A 14,509-nucleotide genomic window follows, 5' to 3' on the forward strand; every position below is an offset into this window, starting at 1 on the left:
TCGCGCGCCAATCGTCGTTGCTGTCGCAGCTCTGGGACAAGAGATACCTGTGGCCGGCGCAGGTGAAATTCAAGCGGTTTCAGGGCCGGCGGGCAAAATTGGCGGCGGCTTATCGCGAGCGCCAGAGGTCAACCCAGGGTAATGTCCTGACAAGGAATAACAATTTACTCATCCCTGGTGATACCGTCTCTTTCAGTTTGTCCAACCGGAGCGTTCCAGACCGGCACGAATACGGCGGAGCCGTTGCGCCAGACGCGCGCAAGGACGGACACTCCTTGGCCCGATTTCAGGCGGGCAGCGGCGGTATGGAAGGCTGCCAAATCGGGTAGCGGCAGACCGTCCAGATGAGTGATCACATCGCCGGGGACCAGGCTGCCGGGAAGGTCTGCACTACCGGTCCAGACCAGCAGCCAGCCTTCCTCGTCAGCGGGGACCGCAAGCTCACGGCGAGTTTCATTGTCAATTGGCACCACCGCAAGATCGAGGTCAAAGAGGGAAAACTCTGCCTCCCCGGACGTGTCCGGCGCTGCCATATCGCCAGGAGCGCCGATGATCTTGATGGGCAGTTCCATCCGGGTGCCGTTGCGCCACAGCAATAGCTTTGCCATGCTGTCCTCCGGCAATTGCGAGATCAGGTCCAGCAGACCTTGCGATGCACTGATGGGGGTGCGGTTTACAGCCAGCACGATGTCACCCAGTCGCAACCCGGCGGCTTCCGCAGGCGAACCAGGATCGATTCTGGTGAGAAGTTCGCCGGTCAACCGGCTGGCCGCCACATCAGCACCGGAAAGGGAAGCAAGCGCGGGCGTCAGCGGCTGGGTCTGGATGCCCACATAGCCCCGTGGCACGCGGCCATGTTGCAGCAATTGTCCGGTAACAATCATTGCAAGGTCGGCGGGCACCGCAAATCCTATTCCAGTGCAGCCTTCGCACCAGGAAAGCATGGCGGTGTTCACGCCAACCACGCGGCCGGCAGTGTCGACAAGCGGACCGCCGGAGTCTCCGCTAACAACGGAGGCGTCAATCTGGATGAAACGGTCATAGGGGCTGGTCAGCAGGTCCCGGCCCAGCCCGGCTATGATACCTTCGGTCGCCGACAGCCCTAGGCCGAACGGGTTCCCCAGCACCACCACCCTGTGCCCAAGCTGCAGGCTGCTGGAATTGCCCCAGCTGACGGCCGGCAACGGCTGGCTGGCGGTAATCTTCAGCAGCGCAAGATCTGTGTGCTCGTCCATGCCGATCAGAGTACCGGCAAACGTCTGGCCGTCCTGCAGACGGACGCTAATGGCATCTGCATTTGCAATGACATGGGCATTGGTCACGATCAGCCCGTCCGGGTCGATGATGAAACCGCTCGCCATGGTACTGGTCATGTCCGGATAGGACAGGCCGGGCTGATGCGGGGGCGGTCCGGACGCTCCGTCATCGCTGGCAGAATGGCTGCCGTATGTGTTGATCATGACGGTTGCGGGCATCACTGTTGCAACGACAGGGGCGAAGGATCCGGTTGCATCCAGCATGGATGGCGCCGATGCAGGCTGCGCCCGGAGCGGCGAAGAAGAGGGCAGCAGGCAAGCGGTAGCAGCCAGCAGAACAGCAGTGCGGAAATTTGAAATTGGCATAGACCAAACATGCGGGACGGATTGAACACTGCGGCGTGAGAGTTTCCGTCTGTCCAGTGGTCCGTATACGCGTGCCGCGGTCCCGCAATGCGGCAGCACAGAGCAGACAAATGGACAATTGGGATGTATTCCGGGAAAGAAAAGATGGAGGTGAGAATATTCAGGCACGCGCCGGCGGTTTTATGGCGGTTCCGGCGGTAAACGGCCTCTGACGGCACAGCACAGGACAGTCGTCAGTTCCTGCTTCCCCTTGGAGACGGCATAGCGCCACGGGTAGCAGCAAGAAGCTAGTGGTGTTTCCAAGTGTAAGCCGGATGATAATTAGATGGAGAACCGCTCCGGACGGCCAATTCCGCGGCGACCTCCACGCTCTTAAGAGGCTCCGCACACTCAGCATTTCTGCGGATCAATGTCGGCTTCGCTGCTGAAAACATAACCCACCCCGCGGACAGAGCGGATCAGGACCGGGGCTTCGCCATCCTTTTCAACCTTCCGCCGCAGCCGTGCGACGTGGCCGTCGATCGACCGGTCCAAGGGTGCCCAGTCACGCCCGTACAGCACATTTGAGATGTCATCGCGGCTCAGTACCCGGCCCGGGTAGCGCAGGAACAACTCCATAAGCTGCAATTCCATGCTGGTCAGCTCAACCGTTGTTGTATCCGGGTGGCGTATGGTCCTGCGGCTCTTGTCTAGTTCGCTCTGGCCCAGCATGACCTTGCCGCCAGTCGCCGAAGGTTTCCGGTACCGTTCAAGGATGGTCTCAATTCTCAGGATGACTTCTCGGATGTGAAACGGTTTGACCACATAGTCATCGGCGCCGTTCTCCAGTCCTTGGACCCGGTCAAACGGTTCAGTTTTGCCGGAGATCATAAGGATTGGCACATTGCGCAGACGGCGCAGTTCCCGCGCCAGGCTGAGTCCGTCTTCTCTGCCCAGTTTCAGGTCCAAGGTGACAATGTCAATGTTGTGATCCCCGATGCCGGCAAACACCGTTTTGCGGTTCCAAGCCTCGAAAACCGTCCATCCTCGCGCGGCCAGCCCGGTGCGCAGCGTATTCCTCACATCGGGTTCGTCATCAACGACAAGGACAGAAATCTGAGCCATGGGTACACAAATCGGGTTCTGGTTCAGTTTAGTCATTTCCTGCTTGTGAGGGAAGGTTTGCTGAGGCCTGCACCCGATAGTTGCCGGAGTTGCAGGCGCCTAGTGGCGCGGAGCCCGTCGGCGGCGGTCATTGCGGTAAAAGCGATACCGCCCATCATGCAGGAAGCCGTTGCCGCCTGTATCCGAATTCAAGGCCATTGCGCCGGATCCGGTACCTGAGCCGGCAGCAGACTGAAGCAGCTGCACAGGTCCAGGATTCCAACCGGTTGGCTGTACGGCAAAATGGGACAGTACAAGTTATGAATACAAGTATTGCAAATGTTGACGAGCTTCCGTCCTGGTAGGGCGGAGGTGGAGTGTTGCCGCTTTGCGGGCAATGCACACAAAGCCGGCTGGAGAAAAAAACGGGTCAGAACAGCGTTTTGGCGGGAGGCTGAACTAATGGTCGTGGAAAATATCCCAGCCTTGGTCTCTCCGGTCTGCGGCGAGGAAGCTATCGGCCCGGAAACCGCGGCCGGGTTGAAAGGGATGCGCGGAAATGGAGACGGGAAAGCCGGTCTGGTCTCGCGTGTTATCGTGCCGGTTTTCGACTATGCGCTGATGATTTCAGAGGACGTTTGATTAGCGCAACACCGGTTTTCTTGTGCGGCCAATCGTGCTGGCCTTGCTGCACTCAAAAGGCAGGGTCAGGAAAGCAGGGGCCCTGTCGCGCAATCTGTGCAACAGGGCCGCAGGTTTTTGGCGGCTTATTCGGCTGCAGCCAAAGTTCCGGCTTCAGTCGCGGCGTCCATTTCTTCTTGATCGAGGCTGCCGTCCTCATTGGTATCCATCCCGGCAAACTGGTCTTCGGTGACATCGGGATAAGCCATCGTCAGTTCATTGTAGCTTGCCATGCCGTCTTCGTCGGTATCGATGTCCGACATCGCGGCAAAGGCAGAACCTGCTGCCAAAGCGAAGGCTGTCGCTGCAAAAACGTAAACTTTCATGGTAATCTCCTTTGCAAAACGGTGCGTAACTTTTACGGACCGGCTGTTGCAGAATAGGCATTAACGAGCGCCCCACATTGACAGCCATCAAGGGAGGCGCGCGGGGGCAGCGTCCATAGGCGAAAACAGGGAACCGTTTGTGCAGGAGCCTGCCGCCGTTGATGCCCGTTAATGTTATACCGCCCCGGTTTCTCTATCTGAATCCAAAGATGATCATGCAGAATACCAGAGCGATGCCCCATCCAGACAAAGTGCCGCCGCATCCTGCTCGTGACAATAGAGAGACTGCACCTGAGAGCACACGCTGGACCAATCAGCTGGGCTGGGCAGGGAGCGGCTCCGGCCGACAGAAAGGCATTTGCGGAAAGCTGGAACCGGAGAAATCGGTGGGCGCGCAGGCTGATCTTGGGCTGAACTGTGCTGAAATCTCCCGCTATTTTTCAGTTAAGCACAGCTGCGTCCAGGAATTAATGTAGCGGAGTCAGGGGCTGCCAGAGATGGCAAAGCTGCGCGCCATTGCCCGGCTGATGCGGATTAAGTTGTTTCCAAGTTCGCGTTGAACCCGTAGCGGCCGCGTTTGCTCGCGTGATGAAAGTAAGGCCCCGATACTCATGGAAAAATTGCCGCGTCTGGCGGGCATACTAGCCGACACTGCCGACACCGAGCCGCGGAAAGTTTTTTGCCCCCGGTCAGGCGACGGCGCAGCAAAACACGCCGGTTTTGGTGCACTTAACCTGGCTGAAAGACCAAGGTTCTATCGGGTAAGAACTACTGTGCATTTTGTATGTCTCAGCACGAAGTCCGAGACGCCGTCACGCAGAAACCGCCGTGCCTGCCCCAGTCCGTTCCTGCCGATCACGATCATGCCGCAGCCTTCCAGTTCGGCGGCATTCAGGATTTCTTCGGTAAAATCCCCGGCCAGCGTGCGGCTGCGGATTCAGCTGGCCCCGCCAGCGCGGGCGGCTTTCTCCGCCTATCTCTGGATCTGGCTGCCTATTGCGGCGGCAACCTGTGCGGTTTCGCCGGTACGGCTGGTCTCGTGGAGCAACTGGCCGATGTTGCGAGGCGCATTGGCGAGTGACATCTGCCCGGCCACATGGTCCACGATATGCTCGACGTTTGCCAGATGCACCAAGTCTTCTGCGCGCCGCCCGTGCAGCAGGACGTGCAGGGTAATCAGCTCAGCCTCCAGGCCTGCGGCGAGGCCGACAGCAACATTAACCGCACGCTCTGCAGCTTGAGAGCCATCGGTTGCGACAAGGATTTTCCGGGTCATGGCAGATTCTCTTCCTGCCGCTGCAAAAGGGGCACCAGCCAGCTGCTGTTTGGCGTTGCAGGCTGGTGAATGGCAGTGTCAGGCGTGGCCGCCCCGGTAGACTTCAATGGCAGTCCAGCCGCTGAGCGTGGCGATAACGAGGCCGCTTGCGACCGCATTCACCGTTGCCGGCAGGGTTTCGTTAAAGCCGAGGGCCCAGGGAGAGACGATCAGCCAAGTACCGAGCGCAGCGCCAATCCATTCCTCCCAGTCGCGGAAGGCGAACAGCTCAAAGCCTGCAAGACCCGCGACAATGACACCGATGATTATGAAATTCCAGATTGCCGCCGGGAAGCCGGCCACAGGTTCCGGTGAGGTCTGCGCCAGGCCGAGCACCTGCGGCGAGAGGATCAGCCAGATCCCCGCTGCCAGCGTCGCCCAGTCCTGCCAGTGCCGCTTACTTATTGGCCGTTTCATTGGTCCGTCCTCATCTCTTGCACCGCGGCCAGATGCCGCTGGGATCAGATTGCCATGAAGGCGTGGTTTTTCATTGATTGCCGTCAATCCTTCTGGAAGCGCGGGAGCTGTCAGTGATCCGGCGCGCTGTGGTATGGTGAAAGGGCACAGGACGGAGCACAGATAATGGCCAAGCGGGAGCAGCCACTATCCGGTGAAGAAGACGGGTTTGCCCGAGCGGAGGGGCTGGCCGGAAAGGGCAGGCAGCTGGAAATGGCCGCCCAGGCTGCGGGGATTGGACTGTTCTTGGTGGATTTCGAGGCGGGAATTACAGTGCTGTCGGGGGGAGTACCGGGGATGTTCACCTCAAAAACCGGCAAGGCCTGTTCCTCCTTTGACGCATGGATGGACGGGCTTGTGTCAGCGGACCGGGCGGCGATGGATGAAGCGCTGGCTGCCGCTAGCGCTCCGGGCAGCAGTGGCCGCCTGATTGCGGAGGTCCATTCCGGCGGCAGCAACCCCAGGCCGGTTCTGATCCTGGGGCAGGTCCATTTCACCGGATCGGGAGACAGCCGAGAGCCTAGCCGGGTGAGCGGCGCAATGCTGGACCAGTCCGGCGAAGGGCTGGTGCAGGAAATGCTGTCCAAGCGGCAGGGGCTGGAAACCATCGGTCGGTTTGCCGGTGTGATTGCCCATGATTTCAACAATCTGCTGACGGTTATCCTGGCGAATCTCGAAATGGCTGCGTTCAAGACCCGCGATGAAGATGCGCGCGGCCTGCTGCGGCGGGCGGCAGAGGCAGCTGAAATGGGGGCAGGTTTCAATAAGCGGCTGCTGGCGTTGGCGGGCGTGGGCCGGTCTGCGCCGGTTGTAATTGCCGTTAACAGGCACATCACCGGCAATTGGCAGATACTGGAAAGGCTACTAAGCGAACACACCCGGCTGACTTTCCATCCCTGTGCCGATGCATGGCCGGTGACTGCCGACCCAAGCGAGCTGGATGGGGCCATTCTCAATCTGATTGCCAATGCGCGCGATGCGGTTGCGGACGGCGGCGGGGTCGCGATTGCCACGGAGAACGTCTGCTTGACGCCGGAGCAGGTCGCCGGCATGTCCGGTGCCGCGCCTGGGGAGTTTGTGCGCATCTCTGTCAGCGACACCGGCAGCGGGATGCCCGCCAGTGTCGCGGCGCAGGCACTGGAACCGTTTTTCACCACCAAGCCCACGGGTTCCGGCAGCGGGCTGGGGCTGACAAGCGTTGGGATGACGGTGGCCCGTGCGGGCGGCTTTTTGCAACTGGAGACTGCGCCGGGGGAGGGAACTTCCGTCAGCCTGTACCTGCCGCGTGCGCCGGAGGCGGCGGAATGCCTGGGCGGGGATCAAGATGGAGAGGTGCCTTTTGGCGACGGCCAGCTTGTCCTGGTGGTGGAGGATGACCCGCTGGTCCGGGAAGCGGTTCTGCAGCGGCTCGAGGTGCTGGGTTATGCGGTTATTGAAGCCGCCGACGGTGAGGCGGCGCTGGAGCTGCTGCAGCAGGGAGAGCCGGTAGATCTGGTTTTCTCGGATGTGGTGATGCCGGGCAGGCTGTCGGGTTACGATCTGGCGTTGCTGCTGCGCCGCCGCCATCCGGGCATCGCGGTGCTGCTGACCTCGGGCTATGCTTCGCGCGGGGTATCGCGGCAGCGGCAGCTGACCTCGCCCGTTGAACTGATTGCAAAACCCTATTCGCTGCAGGTTCTGGCCCGGGCAGTTGAACGGGCGCTGGCCGGAGCCGGACAGGGTGGCCGGTAAGACACAGGCCGGACAGCCTGGCTGTACCGGCCTGCCGGAATGCCCGCGGCACTGTTAGGAACGGGGTGCGGGGGCATTCACCGTGCCGCTTTGCAGATGCAGCGGGCGAAAGCAGTCTGGAATGCCGCGGGGGCTAGCCGCATTGACAGCCGTCAATGGGCGGGCAGGCAGGACGGTCAGTCAACCTGAAAGAGCCTCGCGGACCGCCGCAATCAGGGAATGATAAGGTAGTCGAACCAGATTTTTGGCGATTTCCCTGGCCACTTTCTGCTTCAGGCTGTCCGGCACTTCCTCACGCCAGACACCAAGAATGTCCGGCGAGGCAAACAGCACCAGTTTGTCGAAGTTCTGGTCACGCAGGGCCGGGGCCAGGAAACCGAACACATCGCGCAGAAACTCGCGCTGGTCGGCTCGCTGGGGTGAGTTATGCGGCTGCACCGAGGCGCGGCGGCCACTGCTTGCCGAGGCAATGGCGCGTTCAGTTTTGCCCGCTATTATGCTGCGGACATTCCGTTCGGGGGCCAGAAGCACCACTTCCAGCGCAGCTGGACTGTGCGGCTTCGGCAGGCCCTGAACAATCCGGGCACGATGCGAATTGATGATTATGTACCAATTGCGTTCCGGGTTCATGCGGTCCTCCAGAACCTGCGTCCCCTGAAGATCCGCGGGGACTTGGTGCCAGCGCGGTGTATCGCAGACCCCGGCATATCGCAGCAAAGTTCTCGATGCGGACGAGAAAAGCGGGGTCATCGCTGGCAAGGTGCAGTGTCCAGGTCAGCGTTCCGGCCGCCTGCAAAACGGTGCAATGTGCTATGCCGGCCTGTTCCGCAGCCTTGCCAATGCGCGGTTTTCTTTGTGCGGCCTCCTGCGGCAAGCAGTCCGGTTTTGCGAAACAGCCTGAGACCCGGCCTTGACAAATCACGGCTCCACGGTGAGGCCGTCCACGACGTTGCTGACACCGGGAACCGCCCAGACTGCGCGACGGGCGGTATCGCGCTCCGCCTTGGTTCGGACACTCCCGGTCAACGTCACAGAGTGGTCGTCGATAGAAATATGAATTCCTTTTGCCTCGCTGGCGGCATCCTTCCGCAGTGCGGTTTCAATGCTCATCCGGACATTTGTATGACTGACCGCAGAGGTGACCTTGATCAGGTTGATGACTTCCTTCACGCCCGAAACTTTCTGCACCGCCCGTTCGGCTGCGGCTTTCTCGTAGCTCCAGCCGGCCTGCCCGGTGAGGGTCAGAATTCCGTGCTCGGCCTCGACCCTGATCGTGTCCTTGGGCACAGAATCGATCCACCGCAGCGCCTCAATCGCGCGTTTTGCGATTTCATCGTCGGCGTCCAGGTGCTCGCCGATCGGGCGCACTTCGATTTCCATTACGATTCCGTGCACGCCGCTGACACGATTGACCGTTTTGCCGATCGCCTGTTTCTGTGCGCTGGCAGCAACATGGCCGGTGAGCGTTGCAATCCCGTCTTCCACCGAAACGCCGATGTTGGCTGCGTCGATGCTGGGAACGAGTTCCAGTTCCTCCAGGATTTCCCGTCTGAGTGTTGCGTCTTTCATGGCTGGCCTCCTGTTCTCGCCGCGGCGTCTTCCGCCGCGATGGCGCCAGTCTGAACCAATTGCCGGGCGTTTCATTGACGGCCGGCAACAGTTGCGCATCTGTTCTTCGGAGCGGCGGCAGCTTCTGCTATACTGGGCCGCCCGGTACTGGAGGTGATCGATGGACATCGAGCTGGCGCGGACCTTTCTGGCGGTGGCCGAATCCGGCAGTTTTCTGGAAGCTGCGGAAATGGTTCATGTGGCGCAGTCGACGGTCAGCCTGCGCATCCGTGCGCTGGAGCAGCAACTGGGCTGCAGCCTGTTCGAACGCAGCAAGGCGGGAGCGGTGCTGACAATTGCGGGGCGGCAATTCCAGCGCCATGCGCAGACCTTGGTGCGTACCTGGACACAGGCTAAGCTGGATGCGGCGCTGCCCGCCGGAGTGGCGGCGGTTCTGGCTGTCGGGGCACCCCCCAGTCTTTGGGACGGGTTCCTGACCAATGCTTTGCCAGGGCTTCGGCGGGCGCTGCCGGACGTGGCGGTTCGGGCGTCTTCGGCGCCCTTTGAAGTGCTGGCTGGACAGTTCGGCCGGGGCGGGCTGGATCTGATGGTCGCCTACCGGCCGCATGCAGCGGCGGGGCTGGCAGTTGAGCAGCTGTTTGCGGATGAATTTGTACTGGTCAGCAGCAACCCGGATCCCGGCGTTGACCCATTTGGTAAAGACTATGTGTTGATTGACTGGGGACCGGAGTTCCGTGCTGACCACCTGCTTACCCTGCCTGAAGTCAGCACCCCGCGGTTGCAGCTGGACATCGGGACGCTGGCATTGCAGCACCTGCGCAACGTGCCGGCTTCGGCGTATTTTCCCAAACGGGTGATCGCAGCGGAGCTGCGGGCCGGCTGGCTGCGCCAGATCGGGGACGCGCCGCGGTTCGGTTATGCGGCCTATGCGGTCATCAGCGAAAGCCAGCGCGGCGGGTATGCTGGGCAGGCAGCGCAATTTCTGCGCCAGAAGGCCCGCGGTGGCGGAGCGGGGGTGGGCTAAGCTGCGGGGAGAAGCGTGCAGAGCGCTGAAAAGGCGGGTGTATTTAGAAACCCGATAACACCGAAGAGAAAAAATCATTTCTGAAACACCTTCACACGCCTGCCTAGTGGGTACACTTTCGCGAAACATAACCACCTTTGGCTGGATCAATCCGATGACTGCAAAAGACATCATTCTTTCCGAAAACGCCCGGCGCCGGATGCTGGGCGGTGTCAACATTCTGGCCGATGCGGTGAACGCGACGCTGGGGCCCCGCGGCCGCAACGTGCTGATCGAAAGAAGTTTCGGCGCGCCGCGCTTTACCAAGGATGGGGTATCAGTTGCCAAGTCAATCGAGCTTGCTGATCCAGTGGAAAACGCCGGCGTCCGGCTGATCCGCGAGGTTGCGGAACGCACCGCCAAGCTGGCTGGAGATGGCACGACAACTGCAACTGTGCTGGCCCGCTGCATCCTGCGTGAGGGCTGCAAGGCGGTTGCCGCGGGGATGAACCCGATGGATGTGAAACGCGGCATCGACCGTGCTGCGGCGGTGCTGGCTGGCGAAATAGAGAGTATTTCCAGGCCGGTCGGCACCAGCGGGCAAATCACCCAAGTGGCGACCATTGCCTCCAACGGCGATATCGAGGCGGGGCAGATTTTGACCGAGGCGATGGAACGCGTCGGGCGGACCGGGGTGATCACCATTGAGGAGGCTAAGTCGCGCGAGACCCAGCTGGAAACGGTGGAGGGGATGCAGTTCGACCGCGGTTACCTGTCGCCCTATTTCATTACCAAGACGGATACGCTGAGCGTGGATCTGGAAGAGCCTTTCCTGCTGCTGCATGACAAGAAGATATCGAACATGGCGCCGTTCATCCCGCTGCTGGAGGCGGTGATCAAGCAGGGCAAGCCGGTGCTGGTGATTGCCGAGGATGTGGACGGGGAGGCGTTGGCGGCGCTGGTTGTCAACAAGCTGCGCGGCAGCCTGCAATGCGCAGCGGTGAAGGCGCCCGGTTTCGGCGACCGCCGCAAGGAGATGTTACAAGACATTGCGGTGCTGACCGGCGCCACGGTGATTTCCTCCGATCTGGGTATGAAGTTGGAGAATGTCACGCTGGACATGCTGGGGCAGGCCGCGCGGGTCACGGTCAGCAAGGATGACACCACGCTGATCGGCGGGGCCGGCGCAAAACCGGATATCGAGGCGCGCTGCAACGCGATTCGCCAGCAGGCTGAAGAGGCGAAGTCGGACTATGACCGCGAGAAGCTGGAGGAGCGGCTGGCGAAACTGACCGGCGGGGTAGCGATTATCCAGGTCGGCGGCGTCAGCGAATCCGAGATGAAGGAGCGCAAGGACCGGATCGAAGATGCTTTGCACGCAACCCGCGCGGCAACAGAAGAGGGGATCGTGCCCGGCGGCGGCGTGGCGCTGCTGTATGCGGCGCGGGCGCTGGACGGGCTGGAGGCCGCAAATGAGGATATTCGGGCCGGCATTTCAATTGTCAGGAAGGCTGCGGCAGAGCCGATGCGCCGGATTATCCGCAATGCGGGAAAGGATGGGGCGCTGATCGTTGGCAGGCTGCTGGAGAAGAACAATACCGCCTGGGGCTATGATGCGCAGAACGATTGCCTGTCCGATATGTTCGATGCGGGCATTGTGGATCCGGCCAAGGTGGTGCGGATCGCCTTGCAGAACGCTGTGTCGATAGCTGGGCTGATGATGACTACGGAGGCAGTGGTGGTGAACCGCCACAAGGCGGCATCGTCATCCGGTTATCCGGGTAGCTTGGAGGGTTTGGACTTGTAACAGGCTCTTTGGCGGCAGGCGATGCCAGAAGTGCGCAGCCGTCTCGGGCGGCAGCGGGACCATACCTGAACATATAGCGCAGCGATGAGGCATCCCATGGTCGATAATTTCCTGCGCCGCGCAGAAAGGTCGGGAATAGCATGGCAGATGGCAAATTGTCTTCCAGCGCGGCCATGGAAGCAGATGGACGGCTCAGCCGGGCACTGGCAGATCAAGATAGTGTGGCGCTTGCAGACTTGCTGGAGCCGCTTTCGCTTAGCGACGTCCTGCGCGAGCTGACAAATCTTTCGCCTGGCGACCGGAACTTGGCGCTGTCTTTGCTTCCATCGGCGCGGGCTGCGGAAATCGTCGGGGAAGCCCCGAACGAACTTGCCGTCAATCTTGTTGAAGGATTGGAGACCGCAACCGCGGCAGGGATCATTGAGGAACTAGGCTCAAACATCAAGGCCGATGTGATCGGTGAACTTGAGGATGCGGAGGCGGAGGCAATTCTGGCCCGGATGAAGCCCGGTGATGCCGCTGAAATTCGGCGCTTGTCTGAGTACGACGGCTATGTTGCTGGCGGCCTCATGGCCGCAGAAGCCTTCACTTTCCAAGAAACCGATACGGTTGGCAATGTGCTGCGGCGCTTCGTTCTGGATGACGAGGATTTTGAACGCTACCGCGGCCAGCACCCTTATGTGGTCAACGCCAGCGGCTCGCCGGTCGGGGTGGTTTCATTGCGCCGGCTGCTTACAACCCGCCGGGGGGCAAGCCTGACGGCGATCATGGTGCCGCCAGTGACCGTTCCTGCGGGCATGCCGCTGGAGGAGCTGCAGGATATATTCAACGAACACCCGTTTCTGGGGCTTCCGGTTGTGGACGCAGACGGGGTGCTGGCGGGTGTTGTGTCGCGGTCTGCGGTGGATGACGCCTTGCTTACGCGGGCTGAGACAGAAAATCTGAGGCGGCAAGGGGTGTTCGGAGATGAGCTGAGATCAATGCCGCTGAAACTGCGCGCCCGGCGCCGGTTGCAGTGGCTGTCGGCAAATATCGTCTTGAACGTTATTGCGGCGAGCGTGATCGCAGCCTACGAGGAGACCCTGGCAGCAGTGATCGCCATCGCCGTCTTTCTGCCGATGGTTTCGGACATGAGCGGCTGTTCCGGCAATCAGGCCGTCGCCGTAAGCATGCGAGAACTCTCTCTTGGTCTGGCCCGTCCGGCCGATGTGTTTCGCGTATGGAAGAAGGAGGCGGGGATCGGATTGATCAACGGGTTTGTTCTTGGTGTTCTGATCGGGCTTGTTGCCTGGATCTGGAAAGGCAATGCCTTTTTGGGGCTCGTCATCGGCGGTGCGCTTGGCCTGAACACCTTTGTCGCGGTGTCGATCGGCGGAATTGTCCCTCTTGTCCTGAAACGTGCCGGTCAGGATCCCGCGACCGCCAGCGGGCCGCTGCTGACGACGATCACCGACATGGCGGGTTTTTTTCTTGTCCTCAGTCTTGCAACCGCGATGATGCCGTTTCTGGTCTGACTGCGGCTGCAGGCCAGGGTGAATTTATGCCGCTGTTTCAGTCCTGCGGTGTTCTGCCGTGGCGTGCTGCTGTATGCCGTTCGCGAATTGCGGCGTTGAATGGGCCAAACCGTCCAGGCTGAGCATGCCGCACAACCGGCCCTTAGCAGTCCATCACGGGCATCTGCCGGTACCGTCCCAGCTCCATAAGGAAGACGGTACCGTCCTGAGGCTCATCGGCGCTGCAATAGACCGGGTTGCGGGTCATCAACTCTCCGGCGGTCTCCGTTGCAGGATCGCCGCAAGCGGCCAGCACCCGAAGCATGATGTCCCGGACGGTTAGAATGCCAAGCAGGCAGTCCCTACTGGGGAGAGCAGTCCGCACCAAGGGAGGCGGTGGTCTGCTGCCTGCTGCGGATCACGAAAATTTTCCGAACTGCATTTCCTGAAGCATTGGGGGCTGTGCGTACAATTCTTTACAAATTACCCGCTTTCGCAAAGCCGTGTGCAGGCGCAAACTGCCGTTTCGCTGGCGGCGCCGCATTGAAGCTTCGACCCGCGCCAGCCTGGTTCATCCTGTCTGGAGAGAGAGCCTGCATGCACTTCGGAAATGCCACTGCCATTATAACTGCCGGGCGCTGTCAGGGTTGTCCGGCAGAGCGTCTTGGGATCTGCGGCGCTGCAGGAGGACATGCCTCAACAGCTTTTGCAAAACGTGCCCGGCTAGCCAGGTTCCGGTCAGGGGACACGATTCTGCCTCAGGGTGAAGAGGCTGGTCATGCCGGAATCATCATTGATGGCACTGTGAAGATTGTGAATGTGACCGAAGGCGGCTCTGCGCATGTGCTGCAGCTGCTTCAACCAGGTGAATTGATTGGTACCCTGTTTCCAGGCAGAACCAGTGTCGCCTGGGAGGCTGCGAACGAAGTTTCATTGTGCTGGATTGCATTGCCGGCTCTGAACGCGCTGATCCAGCAGGAACCGATGCTGGGCCAGGCGCTGCTTGCCTCAGCCAGCCGTCAGCTGAATGCGCAATGGGAATGGGCGGTGCTGCTGCGCGGCGGCAGCACGTTGCGACGGATTGCCAATTGGATACTGCGCCAGGCTGGAGAGGCCGCGGGGGCCGGCGACTGCGGAAGCCAGGTTTCGGTTGTGGTCATTGAATTGCGGCGGCGGGACTTGGCCTCGCTGCTGGATATGACGGTGGAGACACTGTGCCGGGGGTTGCACCAGCTGGAACAACACCGCGCCATTGTCATGCTGACCCCGAAACAGGCGGCCATCAGTGATATCGGGACTCTGCAGATGCTTGCTCAGAGTGAGCACTGACACCTTAATCGGTGCAGGCTTGTACCCGCATCGTTCCCGATCGGAAATACTTTGCCTGCCTTTGCGGCACAGTACCCGGCAGCTGAACATCAGC

The 14,509-nt window shown here is 60.8% G+C and carries 13 protein-coding genes and 1 pseudogene; 6 read left to right on the forward strand and 8 right to left on the reverse strand.

The features are described 5' to 3' along the window. Positions 1-164: 164 nt before the first annotated feature. Positions 165-1,460: a trypsin-like peptidase domain-containing protein gene (locus AC0KW6_RS12560; RefSeq protein WP_474035043.1), complete on the reverse strand. Its 1,296-nt coding sequence runs from the start codon at positions 1,458-1,460 to the stop codon at positions 165-167. 552 nt (positions 1,461-2,012) lie between these two features. Continuing rightward, positions 2,013-2,726 carry a response regulator transcription factor gene (locus tag AC0KW6_RS12565; RefSeq protein WP_474035044.1) on the reverse strand — a complete coding sequence of 238 codons (714 nt, stop codon included), beginning with the start codon at positions 2,724-2,726 and terminating at the stop codon, positions 2,013-2,015. 441 nt (positions 2,727-3,167) lie between these two features. Here AC0KW6_RS12565 and AC0KW6_RS12570 point away from each other — a divergent pair, with 441 nt between their 5' ends. Beyond that, positions 3,168-3,347 carry a hypothetical protein gene (locus AC0KW6_RS12570; protein ID WP_474035045.1) on the forward strand — a complete coding sequence of 60 codons (180 nt, stop codon included), beginning with the start codon at positions 3,168-3,170 and terminating at the stop codon, positions 3,345-3,347. Positions 3,348-3,472: 125 nt separating this feature from the next. Here the strand turns inward: AC0KW6_RS12570 and AC0KW6_RS12575 are convergent, their stop codons facing one another. From AC0KW6_RS12575 to AC0KW6_RS12585, 3 genes and pseudogenes are all read right to left on the reverse strand, one after another. Continuing rightward, a complete protein-coding gene (locus AC0KW6_RS12575) occupies positions 3,473-3,712 on the reverse strand; it encodes an EF-hand domain-containing protein (RefSeq protein ID WP_323775722.1) in 240 nt (79 codons plus the stop codon). Positions 3,713-4,466: 754 nt separating this feature from the next. After that, a pseudogene (locus AC0KW6_RS12580) lies at positions 4,467-4,988 on the reverse strand (universal stress protein). A 78-nt stretch (positions 4,989-5,066) separates the two neighbouring features. Beyond that, positions 5,067-5,444 carry an SPW repeat protein gene (locus AC0KW6_RS12585; protein WP_323775725.1) on the reverse strand — a complete coding sequence of 126 codons (378 nt, stop codon included), beginning with the start codon at positions 5,442-5,444 and terminating at the stop codon, positions 5,067-5,069. A gap of 165 nt (positions 5,445-5,609) precedes the next feature. On the opposite strand from AC0KW6_RS12585, the gene AC0KW6_RS12590 reads away from it, so the two are divergent. Beyond that, the gene (locus AC0KW6_RS12590; RefSeq protein WP_323775726.1) at positions 5,610-7,214 is read left to right on the forward strand and encodes a response regulator; all 1,605 of its coding nucleotides are present in this window, start codon (positions 5,610-5,612) and stop codon (positions 7,212-7,214) included. Positions 7,215-7,394: 180 nt separating this feature from the next. On the opposite strand, the gene AC0KW6_RS12595 is transcribed toward AC0KW6_RS12590, so the two are convergent. After that, entirely contained in the window at positions 7,395-7,844 is a 450-nt protein-coding gene (locus tag AC0KW6_RS12595; RefSeq protein WP_323775727.1) for a host attachment protein, read from the reverse strand. Positions 7,845-8,132: 288 nt separating this feature from the next. Next, positions 8,133-8,783, reverse strand: a complete 651-nt coding sequence (locus AC0KW6_RS12600) for a BON domain-containing protein (protein ID WP_323775728.1) — start codon at positions 8,781-8,783, stop codon at positions 8,133-8,135. A 160-nt stretch (positions 8,784-8,943) separates the two neighbouring features. Between AC0KW6_RS12600 and AC0KW6_RS12605 the strand changes: the two genes are divergently transcribed. The 3 genes from AC0KW6_RS12605 (at position 8,944) to AC0KW6_RS12615 (ending at position 13,107) form a co-directional block, all read left to right on the forward strand. Beyond that, positions 8,944-9,807 (forward strand): LysR family transcriptional regulator, encoded by an 864-nt coding sequence (locus AC0KW6_RS12605; protein WP_474035046.1) that lies wholly within the window; start codon positions 8,944-8,946, stop codon positions 9,805-9,807. 154 nt (positions 9,808-9,961) lie between these two features. Further along, positions 9,962-11,593, forward strand: coding sequence for a chaperonin GroEL (gene groL, locus AC0KW6_RS12610; RefSeq protein ID WP_416361469.1), 1,632 nt, complete (start codon positions 9,962-9,964; stop codon positions 11,591-11,593). A gap of 173 nt (positions 11,594-11,766) precedes the next feature. Further along, positions 11,767-13,107 (forward strand): magnesium transporter, encoded by a 1,341-nt coding sequence (locus tag AC0KW6_RS12615; RefSeq protein WP_474035047.1) that lies wholly within the window; start codon positions 11,767-11,769, stop codon positions 13,105-13,107. Positions 13,108-13,249: 142 nt separating this feature from the next. Here AC0KW6_RS12615 and AC0KW6_RS12620 read toward each other — a convergent pair whose 3' ends face one another. Beyond that, on the reverse strand, positions 13,250-13,354 hold the full coding sequence (locus tag AC0KW6_RS12620) for a CBS domain-containing protein (RefSeq protein WP_323775731.1): 105 nt from the start codon (positions 13,352-13,354) through the stop codon (positions 13,250-13,252). A 329-nt stretch (positions 13,355-13,683) separates the two neighbouring features. On the opposite strand from AC0KW6_RS12620, the gene AC0KW6_RS12625 reads away from it, so the two are divergent. Beyond that, positions 13,684-14,415, forward strand: a complete 732-nt coding sequence (locus AC0KW6_RS12625; protein WP_323775732.1) for a Crp/Fnr family transcriptional regulator — start codon at positions 13,684-13,686, stop codon at positions 14,413-14,415. Positions 14,416-14,509: the final 94 nt, after the last annotated feature.

This window comes from Leisingera sp. SA215 (genome assembly GCF_055902035.1).

Excerpts from the sequence above, each read along its gene's own strand:
- AC0KW6_RS12620 (WP_323775731.1), bottom strand. The coding sequence starts at position 13,354 with ATGACCCGCAACCCGGTCTATTGCAGCGCCGATGAGCCTCAGGACGGT.
- AC0KW6_RS12615 (WP_474035047.1), top strand. The coding sequence starts at position 11,767 with ATGGAAGCAGATGGACGGCTCAGCCGGGCACTGGCAGATCAAGATAGT.
- AC0KW6_RS12590 (WP_323775726.1), top strand. The coding sequence starts at position 5,610 with ATGGCCAAGCGGGAGCAGCCACTATCCGGTGAAGAAGACGGGTTTGCC.
- AC0KW6_RS12605 (WP_474035046.1), top strand. The coding sequence starts at position 8,944 with ATGGACATCGAGCTGGCGCGGACCTTTCTGGCGGTGGCCGAATCCGGC.
- AC0KW6_RS12575 (WP_323775722.1), bottom strand. The coding sequence starts at position 3,712 with ATGAAAGTTTACGTTTTTGCAGCGACAGCCTTCGCTTTGGCAGCAGGT.
- AC0KW6_RS12625 (WP_323775732.1), top strand. The coding sequence starts at position 13,684 with ATGCACTTCGGAAATGCCACTGCCATTATAACTGCCGGGCGCTGTCAG.
- AC0KW6_RS12565 (WP_474035044.1), bottom strand. The coding sequence starts at position 2,726 with ATGGCTCAGATTTCTGTCCTTGTCGTTGATGACGAACCCGATGTGAGG.
- AC0KW6_RS12570 (WP_474035045.1), top strand. The coding sequence starts at position 3,168 with ATGGTCGTGGAAAATATCCCAGCCTTGGTCTCTCCGGTCTGCGGCGAG.
- AC0KW6_RS12600 (WP_323775728.1), bottom strand. The coding sequence starts at position 8,783 with ATGAAAGACGCAACACTCAGACGGGAAATCCTGGAGGAACTGGAACTC.
- AC0KW6_RS12585 (WP_323775725.1), bottom strand. The coding sequence starts at position 5,444 with ATGAAACGGCCAATAAGTAAGCGGCACTGGCAGGACTGGGCGACGCTG.
- AC0KW6_RS12560 (WP_474035043.1), bottom strand. The coding sequence starts at position 1,460 with ATGATCAACACATACGGCAGCCATTCTGCCAGCGATGACGGAGCGTCC.
- groL (WP_416361469.1), top strand. The coding sequence starts at position 9,962 with ATGACTGCAAAAGACATCATTCTTTCCGAAAACGCCCGGCGCCGGATG.
- AC0KW6_RS12595 (WP_323775727.1), bottom strand. The coding sequence starts at position 7,844 with ATGAACCCGGAACGCAATTGGTACATAATCATCAATTCGCATCGTGCC.